17 protein-coding genes are annotated in these 19357 nt (G+C 56.4%); 9 read left to right on the forward strand and 8 right to left on the reverse strand.

Features of this window, described 5'->3' with window-relative positions:
* The first annotated feature begins 28 nt into the window (after nucleotides 1–28).
* Genes thiM through FD428_RS07805 form a run of 3 tightly spaced genes read left to right on the forward strand, consistent with a single transcriptional unit; the run spans nucleotide 29 to nucleotide 2405 of the window.
* Nucleotides 29–817, forward strand: coding sequence for a hydroxyethylthiazole kinase (gene thiM / locus FD428_RS07795; protein WP_071258948.1), 789 nt, complete (start codon nucleotides 29–31; stop codon nucleotides 815–817).
* The gene (thiD, locus tag FD428_RS07800; RefSeq protein ID WP_114848208.1) at nucleotides 814–1614 is read left to right on the forward strand and encodes a bifunctional hydroxymethylpyrimidine kinase/phosphomethylpyrimidine kinase; all 801 of its coding nucleotides are present in this window, start codon (nucleotides 814–816) and stop codon (nucleotides 1612–1614) included. The genes thiM and thiD overlap by 4 nt, the downstream gene beginning before the upstream one ends.
* 44 nt (nucleotides 1615–1658) lie before the next feature.
* On the forward strand, nucleotides 1659–2405 hold the full coding sequence (locus FD428_RS07805; RefSeq protein WP_012131660.1) for a GntR family transcriptional regulator: 747 nt from the start codon (nucleotides 1659–1661) through the stop codon (nucleotides 2403–2405).
* On the opposite strand, the gene FD428_RS07810 is transcribed toward FD428_RS07805, so the two are convergent.
* The 3 genes from FD428_RS07810 to FD428_RS07820 are packed head-to-tail and all read right to left on the reverse strand — an operon-like array spanning nucleotide 2379 to nucleotide 5619.
* On the reverse strand, nucleotides 2379–3344 hold the full coding sequence (locus FD428_RS07810; protein ID WP_071258943.1) for a PfkB family carbohydrate kinase: 966 nt from the start codon (nucleotides 3342–3344) through the stop codon (nucleotides 2379–2381). The two genes, FD428_RS07805 and FD428_RS07810, sit on opposite strands and share 27 nt — an antisense overlap.
* Complete coding sequence (locus FD428_RS07815; RefSeq protein ID WP_047462557.1) at nucleotides 3341–4345, reverse strand: ADP-ribosylglycohydrolase family protein; 1005 nt, start codon at nucleotides 4343–4345, stop codon at nucleotides 3341–3343. The genes FD428_RS07810 and FD428_RS07815 overlap by 4 nt, the downstream gene beginning before the upstream one ends.
* Entirely contained in the window at nucleotides 4342–5619 is a 1278-nt protein-coding gene (locus FD428_RS07820) for a nucleoside permease (RefSeq protein WP_047462559.1), read from the reverse strand. Before FD428_RS07820 ends, FD428_RS07815 begins: the two co-directional genes overlap by 4 nt.
* A 252-nt stretch (nucleotides 5620–5871) precedes the next feature.
* Between FD428_RS07820 and fbaB the strand changes: the two genes are divergently transcribed.
* Complete coding sequence (gene fbaB, locus FD428_RS07825; protein ID WP_012131665.1) at nucleotides 5872–6924, forward strand: class I fructose-bisphosphate aldolase; 1053 nt, start codon at nucleotides 5872–5874, stop codon at nucleotides 6922–6924.
* 61 nt (nucleotides 6925–6985) lie between these two features.
* Here fbaB and FD428_RS07830 read toward each other — a convergent pair whose 3' ends face one another.
* Nucleotides 6986–8593 carry an FGGY family pentulose kinase gene (locus FD428_RS07830; protein WP_114848207.1) on the reverse strand — a complete coding sequence of 536 codons (1608 nt, stop codon included), beginning with the start codon at nucleotides 8591–8593 and terminating at the stop codon, nucleotides 6986–6988.
* An 11-nt stretch (nucleotides 8594–8604) separates the two neighbouring features.
* The gene (locus FD428_RS07835) at nucleotides 8605–9354 is read right to left on the reverse strand and encodes an SDR family oxidoreductase (RefSeq protein ID WP_024130189.1); all 750 of its coding nucleotides are present in this window, start codon (nucleotides 9352–9354) and stop codon (nucleotides 8605–8607) included.
* A gap of 164 nt (nucleotides 9355–9518) precedes the next feature.
* Between FD428_RS07835 and FD428_RS07840 the strand changes: the two genes are divergently transcribed.
* Nucleotides 9519–10550: a substrate-binding domain-containing protein gene (locus FD428_RS07840; RefSeq protein ID WP_114848206.1), complete on the forward strand. Its 1032-nt coding sequence runs from the start codon at nucleotides 9519–9521 to the stop codon at nucleotides 10548–10550.
* On the opposite strand, the gene FD428_RS07845 is transcribed toward FD428_RS07840, so the two are convergent.
* The gene (locus FD428_RS07845) at nucleotides 10547–11488 is read right to left on the reverse strand and encodes a sugar-binding transcriptional regulator (RefSeq protein ID WP_012131669.1); all 942 of its coding nucleotides are present in this window, start codon (nucleotides 11486–11488) and stop codon (nucleotides 10547–10549) included. The genes FD428_RS07840 and FD428_RS07845 overlap by 4 nt on opposite strands.
* Nucleotides 11489–11698: 210 nt before the next feature.
* On the opposite strand from FD428_RS07845, the gene dalD reads away from it, so the two are divergent.
* The 4 genes from dalD (at nucleotide 11699) to FD428_RS07865 (ending at nucleotide 16595) form a co-directional block, all read left to right on the forward strand.
* Nucleotides 11699–13066, forward strand: coding sequence for a D-arabinitol 4-dehydrogenase (gene dalD / locus FD428_RS07850; protein ID WP_114848205.1), 1368 nt, complete (start codon nucleotides 11699–11701; stop codon nucleotides 13064–13066).
* A gap of 9 nt (nucleotides 13067–13075) precedes the next feature.
* Complete coding sequence (gene xylB, locus FD428_RS07855; RefSeq protein WP_012131671.1) at nucleotides 13076–14539, forward strand: xylulokinase; 1464 nt, start codon at nucleotides 13076–13078, stop codon at nucleotides 14537–14539.
* A 67-nt stretch (nucleotides 14540–14606) separates the two neighbouring features.
* Entirely contained in the window at nucleotides 14607–15884 is a 1278-nt protein-coding gene (locus tag FD428_RS07860) for an RbtT/DalT/CsbX family MFS transporter (RefSeq protein ID WP_012131672.1), read from the forward strand.
* 48 nt (nucleotides 15885–15932) lie between these two features.
* The gene (locus FD428_RS07865) at nucleotides 15933–16595 is read left to right on the forward strand and encodes an HAD family phosphatase (protein ID WP_114848204.1); all 663 of its coding nucleotides are present in this window, start codon (nucleotides 15933–15935) and stop codon (nucleotides 16593–16595) included.
* Nucleotides 16596–16673: 78 nt separating this feature from the next.
* On the opposite strand, the gene yegS is transcribed toward FD428_RS07865, so the two are convergent.
* Nucleotides 16674–17573 carry a lipid kinase YegS gene (gene yegS, locus FD428_RS07870; RefSeq protein ID WP_012131675.1) on the reverse strand — a complete coding sequence of 300 codons (900 nt, stop codon included), beginning with the start codon at nucleotides 17571–17573 and terminating at the stop codon, nucleotides 16674–16676.
* A gap of 268 nt (nucleotides 17574–17841) precedes the next feature.
* Nucleotides 17842–19203, reverse strand: coding sequence for a tRNA 5-hydroxyuridine modification protein YegQ (gene yegQ / locus FD428_RS07875; protein WP_012131678.1), 1362 nt, complete (start codon nucleotides 19201–19203; stop codon nucleotides 17842–17844).
* Between the last annotated feature and the right edge of the window lie 154 nt (nucleotides 19204–19357).

Here is a 19357-nt window from a genome sequence, read left to right on the forward strand (position 1 = left end):
CCTTCTTCACGCGGGCAGGAGCTGAACCATGCAGCCTGACCTGCACAGCCGCACGCTTGCGGCTCATACCTTACAACAATTTCGTATCCTTTCTCCGCTGACCCACTGTATGACGAACGACGTCGTACAGAACTTTACCGCCAATACATTACTGGCATCAGGCGCCTCACCGGCGATGGTGATTGAGCCCGAAGAGGCGCGCCAGTTTGCTGCTATCGCCAGTGCGTTACTGATTAACGTCGGCACGCTGACCCGGTCGCGCGCGGAGGCCATGCACGCTGCGACAGAGCAGGCCCATATAGCGAAAACCCCCTGGACGCTTGATCCCGTGGCGGTTGGCGCGCTCGATTATCGCCGCCGTTTCTGTCTGGAACTGCTGTCTCTTAAGCCCAGGGCAATACGCGGCAATGCCTCGGAGATCCTCGCCCTGGCTGGATTAGCGGCGGGCGGGCGTGGAGTGGATACCACCGATACGGCGGTATCGGCGTTACCGGCCGCTCAGGCGCTGGCGCGTCAGACGGGGGCCGTCGTTGCGGTAACGGGGGAGGTGGATTATGTCACCGACGGGCAGCGTACCGTCAGCGTTACCGGCGGCGATGTGCTGATGACGCGCGTTGTCGGGACGGGATGCGCCTTATCTGCGGTTGTGGCGGCCAGTTGCGCGTTGCCGGGAAATACGCTGGACAATGTGGCGTCAGCCTGTAGCTGGATGAAACAGGCCGGGCAGTCTGCTGCCGAACGCAGTCAGGGGCCCGGGAGCTTTATTCCGGCTTTTCTTGATGCGCTGTATCACCTTAATGCGGAGGAGCAGGTATGAAACGGATTAACGCGTTAACCATTGCAGGCACTGACCCAAGCGGCGGCGCCGGGATTCAGGCCGATTTGAAGACCTTTTCGGCGCTGGGCGCGTATGGTTGCTCCGTCATTACGGCGCTGGTGGCGCAAAATACCCGAGGCGTGCAGTCGGTGTACCGCATTGAGCCCGATTTTGTCGCAGCGCAGCTGGATTCTGTCTTCAGCGATGTGCGTATCGACACCACCAAAATCGGCATGCTGGCGGAAACGGATATTGTTGAAGCTGTTGCAGAGCGTTTACAGCGTCACCAGGTGCAAAACGTGGTGCTGGATACGGTGATGCTGGCGAAAAGCGGCGATCCGCTGCTTTCTCCGTCGGCGGTGGAGACGTTGCGTAGCCGGCTATTGCCGCAGGTGTCGATTATCACGCCGAATCTGCCGGAGGCCGCGGCATTGCTGAATGCGCCGCACGCCCGCACGGAACAGGAAATGCTGGAACAAGGACGTGCGCTACTGGCGCTGGGCTGTGGCGCCGTGCTGATGAAAGGTGGTCATCTGGATGATGCGCAAAGCCCGGACTGGCTCTTTACCCGTGAAGGGGAGCAGCGTTTTACCGCCCCACGGGTGATGACCAAAAATACCCACGGCACCGGGTGTACGCTGTCGGCGGCGTTGGCGGCGCTGCGCCCGCGCCATAGCAACTGGGCCGATACGGTGCAGGAAGCAAAAACCTGGCTTTCGGCGGCGTTAGCCCTGGCGGATACGCTGGAGGTAGGCGAGGGGATTGGCCCGGTACATCATTTCCACGCGTGGTGGTAATGGTAGTATACTGATCCCAGACTTGTCGGCCTGGAAAAAGATAAATGGAACAAGCGCATACCCGGCTTATCGCGCAACTGAATGAACGAATTGCCGCGGTGGATAACACGCCGCTGTACAGGAAGTTTGCCGAGACGGTCAAAAATGCCGTTCGCAGCGGGATTCTTGAGCATGGCAACATTTTGCCCGGCGAGCGCGATCTCAGCCAGTTGACCGGCGTTTCGCGTATTACGGTGCGCAAGGCAATGCAGGCGCTGGAAGAAGAAGGCGTCGTGACCCGCGCCCGTGGCTACGGAACGCAGATTAACAACATCTTCGAATATTCCCTGAAAGAGGCGCGCGGTTTTTCGCAGCAGGTGGTATTGCGCGGTAAAAAGCCGGATACCCTGTGGGTCAACAAGCGGGTAGTGAAATGCCCGGATGAGGTGGCGCAGCAGCTGGCGATCGCCGCAGGCAGCGATGTGTTCTTGCTCAAACGTATCCGTTATGTGGATGAGGATGCGGTGTCCATTGAGGAGTCCTGGGTGCCTGCGCACCTGATTCATGATGCGGACGCCATCGGGATCTCGCTGTATGACTATTTCCGCAGCCAGCATATCTTTCCGCAACGTACACGCTCTCGCGTCAGCGCGCGTATGCCGGATGCGGAATTTCAGTCACATATTCAGATGGACAGCAAAGTGCCGGTGCTGGTGATCAAGCAGGTGGCGCTTGACCAGCAACAGCGGCCCATTGAATACAGCATCAGCTACTGTCGCAGCGATCTATACGTTTTTGTGTGCGAGGAGTAGCGCCTCGCGCGTTGGCGCGCAATCGCCGCCGCGATGGCCTACCACCCAGGAGGCGACCGCGTTCCCCAGCAGCACCGCGTCTGCAAGCGCCCAGCCGGATGCCAGCCCGGCCAGCATGCCTCCCGCGTGGCTGTCTCCCGCGCCAATGGTATCGACGACCGTTGTGGCAAATGCCGGCACGCAACCGGATGATTGCTGGCTGAAATACCATGCTCCGTCTTTATCGTGGCGGACAATAACCGGTGAGGCAAACGCCGCAAGCCAGGCGGCGCCAAACGCGTTAGGTTCATGACTAAAGCCAAACCGTTCGGCAGCAATGTCTGCCTCCTGACGGTTCAGCGATACCAGCGGATGGCAGGCCATAATCCGCGCCATTAGCGGGTCGGGAATGTCGCCGATTCGCGGCCCGAAGTCGATAAACGGCGTCACGCGCTCTAACCCTTCCAGCCAGCTCACCAGCAGTTCGCCGCATGGCGAGGCGAGTTGATAACCGGAAAAGTAGATCCAACTGTCGGGCGGAATTGTCAGCTGTGCCAGCCAGTCGGCATTCCATTGGTTCTCAACGCCGCTGAACGACATAAACGTGCGTTCGCCATCCGGTTCTACCAGCGCCAGACACCAGCCGTTGTCTCCCTCTGCGTTGTCGATCAGGCTGTGTAACCCCTCTTTCGCCATGCGATGACGAATAATGTCTGACCATACGCCCTGACCGAGGGGCAGGGCATTACTGGCCTCAATCCCCAGACGCTTTAAGGCGACGGCGATATTGAGCGCGCAGCCGCCGACGTTGACGCCTTGCTGCTTAAGCTCAATATCGCAGCCGCGCCAGGGCAGCGCGTAAGCATCGGCAATCACATCAATGACCGCAGCGCCCACGACCGTCACCGGCTGGCGGCGGGTTAAATCGGGCAGCAACGCCCGCAGGCGCGTTGTGTTCATACCGCCTCCCGCTGCTGGCGATAGCGCGCCAGCGCAGTGGCATAGCGCATGAAGTCCAGTTGGTTTACCGCGTCCAGCTCGTCTTTCAGCGCAGGCTCGATGGCCTCCACGCCGTGCAGCGCGCCACAAATCGCCGTTGCCATCGCCCCAATGGTGTCGGTGTCGCCGCCGAGATTGGCGCACAGAATGGCGCAGCGGTTAGGGTCGGTGTTGGCCAGCTCGACCATTGCGATGGCGCAGGGCACCGATTCAATGGTGCTGGTGCCCGCGCCAACCACCTGGTAAAGCTGCTCGCTGGCGGATTCAATGCCGTTCGCGTCACGGACGATCTTCAGTGCGATCTCCAGGCGAGCCGAGAGCGAGGCGCTAAAGGTCGTGATGCGTTTTTGCTGCGCATAGTGGGCGATAGCCGGTAGCGAATCGACAATATCAGACCAGCAATCACCTTCAATCGCGCGTGAGATAGCCCATGCCACAACGACCGCACCAGCAACAGCCAGGTCTGACTTATGCGTCGGGCTGGAGGCCAGGGCTACATCATCAATAAACGCATCCAGATCGCGTGGCGGAAGCAAGCACCCCAGTGGGGAAACGCGCATGGCCGCCCCGTTGGTCACGCCGTTGTTTTCCAGTTCAGCAACGGGCTTGCCGTCACGAATGGCGTTTAGCGCAATTTTCGACGTCGGGCCAAGAACGTTCTTATTAAAGGCGTCAAAGCGCAGCGCCCAGTCCAGAATGTTACGGCCAATCAGGTCCGGGTCGATCTGCCCGTCGCGCTCCAGCAGCGCATCCGCCAGACACAGCGCCATCGACGTATCGTCAGTAAATTCAGCGCGGTTAAAATAGCAGGCCGCGTTATTTTCCGCAGGGCCGGGCAGAAAGCGATCAATCCAGCCAAAATGCGCTTTTACGCGCGTTCTGGGCCATAGCTCCGACGGCATTCCCATCGCATCCCCTAACGCCTGCCCATAAAGGGCACCGAGAATACGTTCAGCTTTCATTTAACTTCCCCTTGTGTCAGCGCAATATCGCGATCGTCCACTTTAATCGCAGTGATCTCTTTGTCGGATTCGCGAAAGAAAATCATAAACAACACGGCAATCACGGCGATCATCACCGCCCCGAATGTCCACATGCCCGCCCAGTTGAAGGTGAGGCCGTTTACCGGCTCTTTATAGGCAAACATTTTTTCCATCATCACGCCGCCGAGACGGTAGCCCAGCAGGCTGCCAAACCCCTGACAGCAGAGGGTGATCAACCCCTGAGCGGCAGTACGCATATGCACAGGCGCTTTTTTATCGACATAGATATAGGCCGTAACATAGTAGAAGTCGTAACTGACGCCGTGCAGCAAAATGCCAAGAAACAGCAGGGCATAGGTGAAATATTCTTCCGCGCCGCCGTAAACAAAAAAACCGTAGCGGATTGCCGCAGTGATAAGACCAAGCAGTAAGACCTTTTTAATGCCAAAGCGCTTCGTGAAGAAGGGTAACGCCAGCATAAAGAAGATTTCGGAGAACTGGCCCAGCGTCATCCAGCCGGTGGCGTTTTTCATGCCGACTTCCGTCAGATAGCCATTCGCGAAGATGTAGTAGAACGCCAGCGGCATCGCAAACAGGAACGAGCAGAAGAAAAAGACCAGGAAGTTTTTATCGCGCAGCAGGATCAGCGCATCCAGCCCCAGCATAACTTTAATGTCCAGCTTGCCGGTACTTTTTGGCGGCGTATCCGGCAGGAAGAACGCAAAGGCGCCCAGCAGGACGGAACTGCCTGCGGTGATCAACAGCGGAATATTGGTTGGCGAAATATCGTTATAGCCCAGCATTTGCGGTAAGAAGCCGCATGCCAGCCCGGATGCGATCCAGCCAATGGTGCCCATCACGCGAATGCGTGGGAAATCGCGCTCGACGTCCGGCACGTTGGCGAAGGCGATGCTGTTCGTCAGCGCAATCGTGGGCATATAGGTTAAGGAGTAGGCCAGCAGCAGCGGGAAGAACCCGGCGAATGTCGTTTGCTGCGCGGCGAAATACATCAGGACTGCGCCTGCGAACATCAGCACCGCCAGCACTTTTTGTGCGGAGAAAAAGCGGTCAGTCAGTGAGCCGACGAGAATCGGCGAGAGAATGGCGGCAATCGCGGTACATGCGTAAGACCAGCCGATTTCTCCGGCGCTAAAACCGCTTTTGTTCAACCAAAGCCAGAGGGGGACGAACCAGGCGCCCCAGATAAACCACTCCACGAACATCATGAACGACAGTTTCACTGTAGTTTTCATCGTTAAATCCTTCATGACAGGTAAGGTACGCGATGACAGTACCACTTAATAATACCTTTTAAATACCTTTGAGGCGTAAATTTGACTGCTGTAACACTTTTTCGTACCTGAAACGTGCCAGCCGATAGCGCTGAAAAATGCGCTACAGATGGAAAAAATGGCCGGTCAGTACCAGGCTTATTGCTGCCCGCAAAACGCGGGTCAGGACAATCCACATTCCGGTATTCAATCGGAACTTACGGGAGCATAGCTATGACTGATATTGCGCAGTTGCTTGGCAAAGACGCCGACAGCCTTTTACAGCATCGTTGTATGACCATTCCTTCTGACCAACTTTATTTACCCGGACATGACTACGTAGACCGCGTGATGGTTGATAACAACCGTCCGCCTGCCGTACTGCGTAACATGCAGACGCTGTATAATACCGGACGTCTGGCCGGAACGGGCTACCTCTCCATTCTGCCCGTCGATCAGGGCGTTGAACATTCTGCCGGGGCGTCGTTTGCCGCAAACCCGCTTTATTTTGATCCAAAGAATATCGTCGAACTGGCTATTGAAGCAGGCTGTAACTGCGTGGCCTCGACGTATGGGGTACTGGCATCGGTTTCACGCCGTTATGCGCACCGCATTCCGTTCCTCGTCAAACTGAACCACAACGAGACGTTGAGCTACCCAACGGAGTACGATCAAACGCTCTATGCCAGCGTTGAGCAGGCGTTCAATCTGGGCGCCGTGGCCGTTGGCGCGACCATTTACTTTGGTTCTGAGCAGTCGCGTCGTCAGATTGAAGAGATTTCCGCCGCTTTTGAACGTGCGCATGAGCTGGGGATGGTGACCGTCCTGTGGGCATACTTGCGTAACTCTGCATTTAAAAAAGACGGCGTGGATTACCACGTTTCCGCCGACCTGACCGGGCAGGCTAACCACCTGGCGGCGACGATTGGCGCAGATATCGTCAAACAAAAAATGGCGGAAAATAACGGCGGCTATAAGGCGGTGAATTTCGGCTACACCGACGATCGTGTTTACAGCAAGCTGACCAGCGATAACCCTATCGATCTGGTGCGTTACCAGTTAGCCAACTGCTATATGGGGCGCGCGGGGCTGATTAACTCCGGCGGCGCGGCGGGCGGTGAGACCGATCTCAGCGACGCTGTGCGTACTGCGGTTATCAACAAACGCGCGGGCGGCATGGGCCTGATTCTGGGGCGTAAAGCCTTCAAGAAAACAATGGCGGATGGCGTGAAACTGATTAACGCTGTGCAGGACGTCTACCTGGACAATAAAGTGACGATTGCCTGATGTCACGTACCCCTCCCCAGGTTTTCGGGGAGGGGTATTGGTTATCAGGACGGCGCAAAAATCACTCTCTGAGCATTTTCGCCATGTGTTGCAACTGCTTATAGGCCTCGTAACGACGATGATGCAATGGCTGATACGCTGTCTGTGGGTAATAACAGGTATCCACATGCGTAAACTGCGTCATGGCCTCGGCAACCGAGGGGGAAATATTTCCGGCGACGGCGCCAAGGATTGCGGAACCTAATAAAACGGGCTCGCTGCACTGGGTGGTTAATACCGGAAGTCCGCAGGTATCGGCTAATAGTTGCCGCACCAGAGGGTGCTGACCCGCGCCGCCGCTAATCACGATATTTTTATTCCGTACGCCGCAGGCATTCTGCGCATCAATAATTTGCCGTAAACCGTAACCGATACCGCACAGTCCCGCCACATACAACGCCAGTAAATTGTCCAGGTCGCGTTCCATACCCAATCCGCAAATAACGGCGCGTGCGTGCGGGTCGGCAAACGGCGCGCGGTTGCCTAAAAACTCCGGTACAACATGAATACCCGCCGCCAGCGTGATGGCGTCCGATGCCTGCGGCGCTTTTTCTGACACCCGATCGGCAAGATAAACCGGCAGCGGTAATCCTGCCTCCTGCGCCAGTTTCCGCGTGTCTTCGGCGGCGGGATGAAACGCCAATAGCTGATCGATAGCCGCGCCCGCGGCGCTTTGCCCTCCCTCAACAAGCCAGAGCCCTGGCACCATCGCGCTGTAATACGGCCCCCAGACGCCGGGAACGAAAACGGGATCGTTCGTTGAAGTCATGGTGCAGGATGAGGTGCCAAACACATATGCCATATTATTGAGGGCGCCGCCTTCAACGCCGACAGTCCCGATGCCGCCCGCATGGGCGTCAATCAGACCCACGGCGACTGGCGTGCCCGCAGGCAGGCCCATCTCCTGCGCCGCCTGCGCGGTTAAGCCGTCGCCACAGGGCGTACCCGGCGGCACGATGCGCTGTCCGATGCGGGCAAACTCGTCATCAGCCAGTTCTGCCAGCCCGATCGTGCGGAAATAGTCCGGGTCCCAGCGGTTTTCATGAGCAAGCCAGGTCCATTTGCAGGTGACTGTACAGATGGAGCGGGCAAGGTCGCCGGTGGCGCGCCAGGTCAGGAAGTCTGCAAGGTCGAAAAATTGCCATGCGTTTTCGTACACCTCGCGGCGATTTTCCTTCAGCCATAAAATCTTAGGCGTTTCCATTTCCGGTGAGATTTTCCCGCCGACATAGTTCAGCACCGGATGTTGGCTGGCGTTAATGCGTTCAGCTTGTTCAGTCGCGCGATGGTCCATCCAGACGATGATGTTTTGCGCCGCATCGCCTTCGGCGCTCACGGGGAGCGGCGCGCCGTTTTTATCCAGAACCACCAGCGAGCAGGTGGCGTCGAAACCGATCCCCGCCACGCTTTCCGGCGCCGCGCCAGACTGCCTGAGCGCTTCCCGGATGCAGTGACAAACGGCCTGCCAGATCTCCTGGCTGGACTGCTCCACGCGGCTGCCGCTCCGGTGAGTGGTCGTGATTTTTTGCGTGGCATGAGAGAGCAACGTGCCGCTCAGGTCGAAGATACCTGCGCGGACGCTGCCTGAACCAACATCCACGCCGATAACGGTTTTCTGTAAGCTGTTCATGGCGCTTTTCCTCACAGATCAACGCTGTTGGGGAGGATAACCAGATCGCGAACAGTGACGTTTTTCGAACGAGTGACCATAAACAGCACCGATTCTGCGACTTCGATCGGCTGCATCAGGCTGCCATTTGCCAGCGCTTCTTCCATTTTCGCCTGCGGCCAGTCGTCCAGCAGTGCGGTCACTACCGGCCCCGGCAGCACCGCTCCGACGCGTACGCCATGTTCGGACACCTGACGGCGGGTCGTATGGACAAAGGCCTGAACGGCAAATTTGGAGGCCGTGTAAATAGGTTCCCAGATGACCGGTACAACGCCAGCGATAGAACTGGTGAAAATGATATCGCCGGATTTTTGCGCAATCATATGCGGCAATACGGCGCGGACGCAGCGAAATGCGGCATTGATGTTGAGGTTCAGTACGCGATCCCAGACGTCAGGATCGCCCTCGGCGACCGGCCCGCCAATGTAAGCGCCTGCGTTAGCATGGAAAATATCCAGCCCACCGGCCAGCTCGATAATGCCTGCCAGCAGGTTGTCGACCTGCCCGGTATTGAACAAGTCGATTTGCAGCGCAAACGCGTTATCGCCCAGTTCCGCGACGATTTTCTTCAGCTTCTCGCCTTCGCGGTCGATCAGGACCACTTTTGCTCCTGCGGCAAGCAGGGTTTTCGCACACTCAAGGCCGATACCGGAGGCTGCGCCGGTAATGGCTGCAACCTTGCCGTTGAGGGAAGTATTCATGGAGGGGACAGAGTGATTCATTTTATAATCCTTTATGCATAGGTGATTTTTAAGGTGTATTTGCTTCTGCGCGAAGAACGGGGGCGTTCTGACTGGCGTGTGAAGCATATTGCTCAATCGATGAAGCTGATCTAGCACTTGTTTATTTCCTCAGCAAGAGACATTCAAAATGAAGAGGCGATTTTGTGACGCGCGTTGAGAAAACGAAGAAAACAACCATCTACGACCTGGCTGAGTTAACCGGGGTTTCCGCCAGCGCGGTGAGCGCAATTTTGAATGGCAACTGGAAGAAGCGACGCATTAGCGCAAAGCTGGCGGAGAAGGTGACCCGGATTGCTGAAGAGCAGGGATATGCGGTGAACCGACAGGCCAGTCTGCTTCGCAGTAAGAAATCGAATGTCATCGGGATGATTGTCCCGAAATACGACAACCGCTACTTTGGCTCCATTGCTGAAAAGTTTGAAGAGATGGCGCGTGCCAGGGGGCTGCTGCCCATCATTACCTGTACGCGGCGTCAACCGGAGCTGGAGGTTGAAGCGGCGAGGGCGATGCTCTCCTGGCAGGTGGACTGGGTTATCGCCACCGGGGCGACGCACCCGGATAAGATCGCGCAGATGTGTCATCAGGCGGGTGTGCCCACGCTGAACCTCGATCTGCCCGGAACGCTGGCGCCGTCGATTATTTCGGATAACTATGCGGGGGCTAAAGCGCTGACGGAAAGCATTCTCGCCAGCAGCCAAAAGCGGTATGGCGTTTTGGCTCCGCTGACGTTTGTGGGGGGGCGAATCACCGACAATAACACCGCCGAACGTTTGCGCGGCTTCCTCGACGCGCATAAAGCGTGTGGATTGACGGTGCCGGAAACGCAGCAACTGGTTACGGGGTATTCTTCCGCAAGGGTGGAAGGGTTACTGAAATCGGTCTATCCGTCGCCTGATATTCCGCTGCCGGGGCTGTTTGTTAATTCGACAATTTCGCTCGAAGGGGTGGTGCGCTGGCTGGCGCAGAACGGGCAGACGGGAAGCCATCAGCCGCCAATGGGCTGTTTTGACTGGGACCCGTTTGTCTCTCTGCTGGGGCATGATATCGATATGGTGCGCCAGGATGTGCCAGCCATGCTGGACAAAGTGTTTGAGATTGTGGATTCCGGCGACACCACAATACGTCGTATTGAGATCCCGCCGGAATTGATCGCCAGCCAGAACATGGCGCGTTAGCGCGTCAGCAACCAGCGCGCGGTATGTTCATCGGTGACCAGACCGTTGATCCAGCCGCCTTTCAGTGCGGCGAGGATAGCAGGGCGCTTATCTTCACCGCAGGCCGCCGCAATACGCGGACACTGGCTCTGGCGTATATCGTAGCTGGTGATGTAGCGGTTGATGAGGCTATCCACTACGTTGCCGTCTGCGTCAATAAAGCGGCCAAGTATTTCTCCTACGCCGCCGCGCGCGGTCAATTCGTCCAGTTGCGCCTCATTGATAAAACCGTCTTTGAAGATAGGGCTCTGTTTCCCCAGCGCGCCGATGCCGACAAAAATGACCTCCGACGCTTCGGCGACGGCAGAGACGTTGCGAAACAGACGGCTGGTGCACCACATCTCGTATTCATCACAGGATTGCGCATAGCGTGGCGCGGGCCACTGGTAATATTTGCCCTGAATTTTACGCGCCAGCAACAGTGGGACGTCGTCGTAATAGTTACATTGTCCGTGTTCGTTCATGGCGCTGATCAACGCCACGCAGCGCGTATTGCGACTGTCGAAATCAATGCGTTTGATGGTTTTTTTCAGCGTCAACCCGGAACCAATGCCGACTACCGTCGGTTTGTCGCCCTGTAAGTAGCGGGCCATCAGTTGATAACAGCCGAAGGTTACGCTGTCGAGGGTGCTTTCGCTGCTGTAGGCGGGAACAATATTGCAGTTAATTAACTGATACTTTTCCTGCAAAAGCTGCGCGTAATCGAGGCAGTTCGCGACAGGATGGTGCAGACCAATCGAAACAATGCCTTCCTCTTTCGCCGCAGCGATAAGGCGTTGTACCACCGGTCTTGACGTCCCAAGCTGGCTGGCTATCTCACTTTGGTTTAAACCCGCAATGTAATACATCCATGCGGCCCGGACTTTCTGATCCAGCCTGATGTCATCTTCTTTGCTCACGTTTCCCTACCTTAAGAGTGGCGTTGGGGGCGTTAATTTCCCTCAACCGATAAGGTCATTCTGGCGGGTGCTCAGGATTGAGGCAAGCTCTTTGCTCTTTTGTGGTCATTTGTAATTTTATAGAGCAATTGCTCTTTTGTGATCTACGGCTCTTATTTAATACAAATGATCGACTAGAGTGCAGACATAACCTCACTGGAGAGCAGAACAATGAACGATCAATACACATGGCTTCATATTGGCTTAGGTTCTTTTCACCGCGCCCATCAGGCGTGGTATCTGCATCGTCTGATCGCTTCCGGCGATACGCGCTGGCACATTGCCGCCGGCAATATTCGCAATGACGCCGAGCACGTTGTGCAGGCGCTGGCGGCGCAAAACGGTCGTTATGTGCTGGAAACGGTCAGCCCGGAGGGCGAACGTGAGTACGAAGAGATCACGTCGATTCAGAAACTGCTGCCGTGGCAGGCGGATTTGCAGCCGCTGATTGCCGAAGGCGCCAGAGCGCAGACCAAAGTGATTGCTTTTACCGTGACGGAAGGGGGCTACTACCTGAACACCAGCCACAAGCTGGAAGTGAATAACCCCGATCTGGCGAGCGATCTCAACGGCGGCTGTAAAACGATTTACGGCGTCATTACCCGCATTCTGGAAGCGCGTATGGCCAATAACGCAGGGCCGCTGACGCTGCTCAACTGCGACAACGTGCGTCACAACGGTGAACGGTTCCACGATGGTCTGGTTGAGTTTTTACAACTGACCGGCAAACAGGCGGTGATTGACTGGCTTAGCGCCAATGCGACCTGCCCGAATACGATGGTGGACCGCATCACGCCGCGTCCGGCAGCCGATCTTCCGGCGCGTATCAAAGCGCAGACGGGCATTGATGATAAAGCGCCGGTAATGGGCGAAACCTTTATCCAGTGGGTGGTTGAAGATCGTTTCCGCGATGTGCGTCCTGCGCTGGAAAATGTCGGTGTGGAGCTGGTGACGTCTGTTATCCCGTATGAAGAGGCGAAAATCCGCATCCTCAACTCATCACATAGCTGCATTGCGTGGGCGGGTACGTTAATCGGCCAGCAGTATATTCATGAAAGCACCCTGACGGACTTTATCTACCAGATTGCCGACCGCTACGTGACGGAAGACGTGATCCCTTGCCTGGGAGATAACGGCATCGATCTCCCGACCTATCGTGATGTGGTGCTTAAGCGTTTTACCAACCCGCATATTCAGGATACCAACCAGCGCGTTGCCGCCGACGGATTCTCGAAAATCCCGGCGATGATTGCGCCGACGCTGCGCGAGTGCTATCAGCGCGGTGCACGGCCGAACGCTACCGCTATGCTGCCCGCACTGTTTTACGTCTTTATGGAGCAGTGGCACAAGGGCACGCTGCCTTATGAGTACCAGGACGGCATTCTGGATGCGCCAGCGGTACATGCCATGTTTGAATCCGCCGATCCGATCGCGGCGTATGCCAGTGATAAAGCGCTGTTTGGCGACCTGACGGAATGTGATGATTTCGCCGCGCTGCTGCGCGAGAAAATCGCCGCTGTTCACACGCTGATTAACTGAGAGGTGGCTATGTATCTGGGTATCGATCTCGGCACATCTGAAGTGAAGGCGCTGGTCATTGATGAAAACAATGACATTGTCGCCACCCATAGCGCGCCGCTGACGATTCAGCGGCCCCATCAACACTGGTCAGAGCAATCACCGGAAGCCTGGTGGGACGCGACGGAGTATCTGATGTCCACCCTGCGGGAGAAATGTGGTCATCACTGGCAGGCGATTAAGGCGATCGGTCTTTCCGGTCAGATGCATGGCGCGGTACTGCTTGATGCCGCCGGGAATACGATCCGCCCGGCGATTTTGTGGAATGACACCCGTAGCGCCCAGGAGTGTGCGGAGCTGGAAGAAATTGCCCCAGAGCTGCATCAGGTTGCCGGTAATCTGGCGATGCCGGGGTTTACCGCGCCGAAATTGCTGTGGGTGCGTCGCCATGAACCGCAGAATTTTGCCCGCATCGAAACGGTGCTGCTGCCGAAGGATTATCTGCGTTTCAAAATGACGGGTAAAAAAGTCTCCGACATGTCCGATTCAGCAGGGACGCTGTGGCTTGACGTCGAGAAGCGCGACTGGTCGGATGCGCTGCTGGAGAAATGCGGGCTGACGCGGGCCAATATGCCGGAGCTGGTGGAAGGCTGCGATATTTCTGCCACGCTCGATCCCGTCGTCGCGCAACGCTGGGGGTTAACCCCTTCGGTGGTGGTCGCCGGGGGCGGTGGAGACAACGCGGTCAGCGCTATTGGCGTTGGCGCGGTATCGCCCGGCGATGCGTTTATTTCACTGGGGACGTCCGGCGTGCTGTTTGTGGTGACGGACGCGTACCGTCCCGCGCCGCAATCCGCAGTACATGCTTTTTGCCACGTCCTGCCGAATTTGTGGCACCAGATGAGCGTAATGCTCAGCGCCGCCAGCTGTCTGCAATGGTTCTGCCGCCTGGTAGGGACAACGGAAACGGAACTGCTGGAAGAAATCGCGCAGTTAAGCGATGCGGAAAAAGCCAGCGCGCCGATGTTCCTGCCGTACCTTTCCGGCGAACGCACGCCGCATAACGATCCTGACGCCCGGGGCATGTTCTGGGGGCTGACGCACTCCAGCCAGCGCGCGCTGATGGGTTATGCGGTGCTGGAAGGCGTCAGTTTCGGCATCGCTGACGGGCTCCGTGTTTTGCAGGAGAGCGGTACAAATATCGAACAATGTTCGCTGGTGGGCGGCGGCGCCCGAAGTCCGTTCTGGGCGCAACTGCTGGCAGATATTCTGGATATGCCCGTGGTGACGCACAAAGGCGGAGAAACCGGCGGCGCGCTGGGCGCGGCGCGACTGGCGTGCCTTGCGGCAGGTAAACCGTTGGCGTCCGTTTGCGAAAAACCGGAAGTCTACAAAACCTGGTATGGCGATCCGGTTCGTCACACGGCGCTGATGCAGCGTTATCAGCAGTTTAACGCACTGTACCGAAACGACCTGAACTATCGAAATCAATAATTTCTATAACAAAAGCCCTCCGGTGAATGTACCGGAGTGGCTCCCTGCACCCTAAAACGAGGTCAATATGTCGTTAACTAACAAACAATGGCTGGGATTACCCTTAAGTCTGGTCTGGGGGTATATCGCCATCGCCGTATTCATGACTGGTGATGGTTTCGAGCTGGCATTTTTGTCGCACTACATCAAAGCGCTGGGCTTTACCCCGGCGGAAGCCTCCTTCGCCTTTACGCTATATGGCCTGGCGGCGGCGCTGTCGGCCTGGGTATCCGGCGTAGTGGCGGAGATCATCACGCCGCAAAAAACCATGATGATCGGCTTTGTGCTGTGGTGCGTATTCCACGTATTGTTCCTCGTTTTTGGACTGGGTCAGTCCAACTACGCCTTAATTCTGTTGTTTTACGGTATTCGCGGTCTGGCGTATCCGCTGTTCCTTTATGCGTTTATCGTCGCCATTGTGCATAACGTCCGTAGCGACAGCACCAGCGCCGCGCTGGGCTGGTTCTGGGCGGTCTACTCTATTGGGATTGGCGTTTTCGGCAGTTATATCCCGAGTTTTACCATTCCGCATATTGGCGAAATGGGCACCCTGTGGCTGGCGCTGGCGTTCTGTCTGACCGGCGGTGTTATCGCGCTGGTTTCGCTGCGTAAAATTGAAACGCCGCGCCATATGCAAAACCTCACCACCCGTGAAAAGTTCAGCGAACTGGGGCGTGCGGTCACGCTGCTTTACACCAACCGTAGCATTATGTTGTCCAGCATCGTGCGTATTATCAATACGTTATCGCTGTTCGGTTTTGCGGTGGTCATGCCGATGATGTTTGTGGATGAACTGGGCTTCACCACCTCTGAATGGCTACAGGTATGGGCGGCGTTCTTCTTCACAACCATCTTCTCCAACGTCTTTTGGGGCGTACTGGCAGAGAAAATGGGCTGGATGAAGGTTGTACGCTGGTTTGGCTGTATCGGGATGGCGCTCTCCAGCCTCGCGTTTTATTACATTCCGCAGCACTTTGGCCATAACTTCGCGATGGCGCTGGTTCCGGCAATCGCGCTGGGGATCTTCGTTGCCGCGTTTGTGCCGATGGCCGCCGTCTTTCCTGCGCTTGAGCCAAAACACAAAGGGGCCGCGATTTCGGTCTACAACCTGTCGGCTGGGCTTTCCAACTTCCTCGCCCCGGCGATCGCCGTGGTGTTGTTACCGCACTTCAGCACCATTGGCGTCGTGATTGCGTATACGTTGCTCTATATTGTGGCGTTTATTCTGTGTCCGTTTATTCGTGTTGAACAACCCGGATTCACGCGTCAGGAGGCATGTGAAGGCGAAACGGTCGGTATTTCTTAATGATGTCGGGCCCGGCTGCGCTGCCGGGTCTTTTTAAGGCGGCAAATGATGAAGAGTAAAGCGGTAATTTTCGACATGGATGGCGTCATCATTGACTCCGAAGGGCTGTGGCGTCAGGCGCAAAAAGACGCGCTGGCAGGCTGGGGAGTGACGGTTAATGACGAGGAGTGTGAAACGTTAACCAAAGGGAAGCGACTGGATGAGATTGCCCGCGTCTGGTGCGAATACTGCCCGTTGCAGACAGACCCCGGGGTGCTGGAGTCGGCCATTCGCAAACGCATTACCGGACTTATTGCAACGGAAGGCGAAGCGATGGACGGCGTCTACGCGGTATTGCATCATTTTCGCCACGGGGGGTATCGGATTGCGCTGGCTACGTCATCATCCCATCAGGTTATTGAGGCTGTTCTCTCTAAACTTAATCTCCGGGGGCATTTTGACGTCATTTGCAGCGCCGACGATGAACGCTACGGCAAACCGCACCCGGCGGTGTATCTCTCCGCGCTGAAAAAGCTGAGCCTGCCCGCCGCAGAGTGTCTGGTGATTGAAGACAGCCTGAGCGGTTTTCGCGCCGCGCAGGCCGCCGGAATTGATACCATCGTGGTGTCTGACGGCTGCCAGCACCCCTGCTTTAGCGAGGCCATCGGGCGCTACACGTCAATGCCGCAACTCCTGGAGACGCTGGCCCCGCCGGTTAGGGCCGCAGGGTAAATGACCCGTTTGTGAGTGCAGAGGTTCCGGGATGTCGCCGGTCTGATTATCCCTCTCTGCGCTTACTTTCTTTTTTCATTAGCGCAGTAACGGGCAGTCTGGCGGCAAACGGCAACGCAGCGCGTTGGGAAGTATTTCAATATGAAATTCCTGACCACTGAGCGGCTCGCCATCAAGGTTAAAAGTGATCTCATGCGGAGCCTGAATATCAAACCAGGCGGATGCACCATCGACAATGTTGGGGTTCTCTTCCGGCTGCGTCAATGTAGAAAACAGCGCCGGAAGCAGCTCCTCACCGGTGAAGATCCGCAGTTGCAGCAGCCCGTCATTAATGAGTGCGCCAGGGCAGAGCTGTTGTCCGCCACCGGCCTGACGACCATTACCAATGCCAATCACCAGCGCATCGCCCTGCCAGTGAAAATTCTCGCCGCGAATCTCACAGCGATCGGGCTTGAGGGTGTCCATGCGCATCAGCCCATGAATAAAGTAAGAGACGCCGCCCAGCGCGGCCTTGAGTTTTTCCGGTGTTTCGGTGGTGATGCGCGTCCCGAAACCCCCTGTCGCCATATTAATAAAGCAGGTTTTATCGTTGACCTGGGCGATATCGATCGCAACCGCGTTACCGGCAATCGCCAGTTTTAAGGCTTTATCCAGCGCTTCCGGGATGCCAGCGCTGGTGGCGAAGTCATTGGCCGTGCCCAGAGGCAAAATGCCAAGCGCGGGAACGTTGCCGCCCTGACACTGAATCAGCGCGGCGGAAACCTCATTGATGGTGCCGTCGCCGCCGCCCGCAATAACTGTCTCAACGCCAAGCTGTCTGGCTTCATCAACATAACGCTGGGCATCGCCTTTTTCCCAGGTGACCCGGACGTGAATCTCCACGCCCTCATCGCGAAGTAGCCCTATCGCGTCGCGCAGGGGCTGATTATCAGCGCCTTTGCCATTTAAAATCAGTAAGCTGGCGGGAAACGTAGCCATCCTTTATTTGCCTCTGTCGTTAACCTGTTGAAAGTGTATAGCAGAAAAGGCGCGGAAAGGTCAGAACAGGCTGAAAATGGAAGGTTTGTGCAGCACAAAAAAATAAGCCTGCGTAAGGGAGATTACGCAGGCTAAGGAGGTGGTTCCTGGTACAGCTAGCATTTATGGGTTATGTTTTTCAGCGCCTCGGATAATACCCGTAATGAACGAGGCGGTATGTGATCGATTTCTAAGAATCTTCCCATAATGAAAAAATAACGTGGATTAACTACTTAGCGTGTGGGTTCCGCGTGGATTCGCCGGAAAAATTACGCATTAACAACGCATAATTCAGATCCATATCCTGCGGCACCGGCATCCAGACGGTGTAGCCATCGCCAGGCGCCACCGGCATTGCTTCACCTTTGGCGTTTTCCATATGTTCCAGAGTGAAGTTGACGTTCCCCTGCGGCGTCATCAGCTCCAGGCTATCGCCGATGGAGAATTTGTTCTTCACGGCAACGGCGGCAAGGGCGCCTTTACGCTCGCCGGTGAACTCACCCACGAACTGCTGACGTTCAGAAACAGAGTAACCGTACTCGTAATTCTGGTAGTCATCATGCGTGTGGCGACGCAGAAAGCCTTCGGTGTAACCGCGATGCGCCAGGCCTTCCAGCGTTTCCAGTAGTTGTGGATCAAACGGCTTGCCCGCAGCAGCATCGTCTATCGCTTTGCGATAAACCTGAGCGGTACGCGCACAGTAGTAGAAGGATTTGGTACGGCCTTCGATTTTCAGTGAGTGCACACCCATTTTGGTCAGGCGCTCAACGTGAGCAATGGCGCGCAGATCTTTCGAGTTCATGATGTAGGTGCCGTGTTCATCTTCGAACGCGGTCATGTATTCGCCCGGACGCTGAGCTTCTTCGATCATAAACACTTTGTCGGTTGGTGCGCCGATACCCAGCGTCGGCTCGACGTTCTGTACCGGAATCGGTTCGTATTTATGGACGATGTTGCCCACGACGTCTTCTTTCCCTTCCTGCACGTTATATTCCCAACGGCAGGCGTTGGTGCAGGTTCCTTGGTTCGGATCGCGTTTGTTGATGTAGCCAGAGAGCAGGCAACGACCGGAGTAGGCCATGCACAGCGCGCCGTGTACGAAGATTTCGATCTCCATTTCCGGCACCTGTTGACGAATCTCTTCAATCTCTTCCAGCGACAGTTCGCGAGAAAGAATAACGCGGGTCAGCCCCATCTGGTTCCAGAACTTCACCGTTGCCCAGTTTACGGCGTTGGCCTGCACCGAAAGGTGAATCGGCATCTCCGGGAAGTTTTCACGTACCAGCATGATAAGCCCGGGATCGGACATGATCAGCGCATCCGGCCCCATTTCCACAACCGGTTTAAGATCGCGAATAAAGGTTTTCAGTTTCGCGTTATGCGGCGCAATGTTCACGACCACATAGAATTTTTTGCCAAGTGCGTGGGCTTCGTTAATGCCGAGCTGCAAATTCTCGTGGTTAAATTCGTTGTTGCGCACGCGCAGGGAGTAACGCGGCTGGCCCGCATACACGGCATCTGCGCCATAAGCGAAAGCGTAACGCATATTTTTCAGCGTTCCCGCCGGGGAAAGGAGTTCCGGTTTAAACATAATTTTCTCGTTCTGATGACAGGTCAGATCCGCTTCACTGAATGAGGCGGTTAGGGGAGTGCCCCTACGTTAAGGGCGGGCATTGTAGCGCTGTGGGGGAGGCAGGTAAAGAAAAACGCCGGATGGCGGCGTAGCGCCTTCTCTGGCCGACAAC

The sequence above is a fragment of the Citrobacter sp. TBCP-5362 genome (genome assembly GCF_005406305.1).
Classification (GTDB): Bacteria; Pseudomonadota; Gammaproteobacteria; order Enterobacterales; family Enterobacteriaceae; genus Citrobacter_B; species Citrobacter_B koseri.